At 58.6% G+C, this 1,652-nt stretch carries 3 protein-coding genes and 1 pseudogene; all 4 read left to right on the top strand.

Going from position 1 to position 1,652, the window contains the following annotated elements; genetic code table 11:
* Positions 1-495, top strand: a 495-nt coding sequence (locus A2I95_RS36220; RefSeq protein WP_291737345.1) for a 16S rRNA (uracil(1498)-N(3))-methyltransferase, incomplete at its 5' end; no start/stop codon positions are given.
* Positions 495-713, top strand: coding sequence for a hypothetical protein (locus A2I95_RS36225; RefSeq protein WP_291737346.1), 219 nt, complete (start codon positions 495-497; stop codon positions 711-713). The genes A2I95_RS36220 and A2I95_RS36225, both read left to right, overlap by 1 nt.
* Positions 714-824: 111 nt before the next feature.
* Positions 825-1,151 carry a hypothetical protein gene (locus A2I95_RS36230; RefSeq protein WP_291737347.1) on the top strand — a complete coding sequence of 109 codons (327 nt, stop codon included), beginning with the start codon at positions 825-827 and terminating at the stop codon, positions 1,149-1,151.
* Positions 1,152-1,403: 252 nt separating this feature from the next.
* Positions 1,404-1,652: pseudogene (locus A2I95_RS36235) on the top strand (hypothetical protein); the annotation flags it as partial.

Consider the following 1,652-nt stretch of genomic DNA (forward strand, 5'->3'; position numbering starts at 1 on the left):
CCGGACCTGTGGCTGATGTTTGCCCCGATCAAGAAAGCGCGCACCGATTTTATTGTCGAGAAGGCGGCCGAGATGGGCGCGGCCCGTATCCTGCCGGTGCAGACCGAATTCACCAACTCCGAACGCATCCGTCAGGACCGGCTGCAGGCCCATGCGGTCGAGGCGGCGGAACAATGCGGCGGCACCTATGTGCCGGAGGTGGCGGAGCTGCAAAAGCTCTCGCGCCTGCTGGACCAATGGCCCGCCGGGCGCCAGCTGATGTTCTGCGACGAGGCCGAGGCAGGCAACGCGCTGCAACTGGCGGCAGAGACGCAAAAGGGCGCGCCCTGGGCCATTCTGATCGGCCCCGAGGGCGGTTTCTCGGACACGGAGCGTAAACGTCTGCACGCGCTGCCGCAGTCCCATGTGGTCAGCCTTGGGCCCCGCATCCTGCGGGCCGACACGGCGGCGGTGGCGGCGCTGACCCTCTGGCAACAGGTGCTGGGAGATTGGTGATGGACAAACCGCACCGCGAATTGCACCTGTTATTTGCTGCGGAGAACTCTACAGCCGTAATCCTTTACCGGGCAAGCAGCAGCCTGCACCGGTTGATTTTCTGGGATACAAATGGCGACAAGTTTGTGCCAGGGCAGTGGGTGAAAACGAGAGTGTACGGATTTGATTGTGCGTTATCGCCTGATGGCGAATATTTTATTTACAGCGCAATGCAATAAGGCACACCGCATCTATTCTCTGCTGTTAGCCGCCCTCCATATTTCACAGCGTTGGAGTTTTTCCCTGAGCTGACTGCGTACGGCACAGGGGGATACTTTCTCGACAAGCGAGTGGTGACTTTCAAGCATATTGTCGATGATCGTGATGAAATTTTGCTTGAAAGTGGACTGGTCTTGAACCGGCAATTCCAAAATTGGGCGCATGCATACCGCCCGCGGGGAATTGGTTTGACCGGTTGCGAGCGGGAAGAACTCGCCCAAACTATCGAAGTGAAACGCGGGAAAATTCCTGAGTTGATGCAGCAGTACGAATGCGAAGGCGGCAAGCTTTTCCGCAAAACTGCTGGAAGTCTGGAGCTGCTGCTGGATTGTACGCTCATGGAGTTTGAGGCCATTCAAGCGCCATATTCTGGATGTGCCAGGATGAGTAACTTCTAGAAGTTCAGGCTGGCAAAGCGCTAACCATTTTTGTCCTCCCTTAGACCCTCGAAGCTGTGTCGTGTTAACATGGAAGGCGGCGCGGGGATTCCGAGCCGACGGAAGGCTGAACTGCTGGTGTCAGTGACACTTAGAATGACACAGCGGTCTGCAATCAGCTTGCTGGCCATTGCATCCGTTGTCCCGGCGCCACAAATAAGAGGGGCAGGGCAGGCAGCTTCGCCTGCCGAACGTTTTTTAGAGGCGAGACACATGAGTTTCATCCGCCCCGAAGCCCGCGCCGCTCTTTGGCAATGGCGCGAGGTCCTTGCTGCGGTACTGATGTTCCTGCTGGGGCTGAAATGGGCCTTCTCCGAAGCTGGTTTCACCGCGATCACCGGCTGGGCCTTTGTGGCCACCGGTTTGGCGACGGCTGTCATCGGCGCGCAGCGGATGCGCTTCCGGCGCGGACCCGGCGGCCCCGGCGTGGTGCAGGTTGACGAAGGGCAGATCGCCTATTTC

The sequence above is a fragment of the Leisingera sp. F5 genome, from assembly GCF_001593695.1.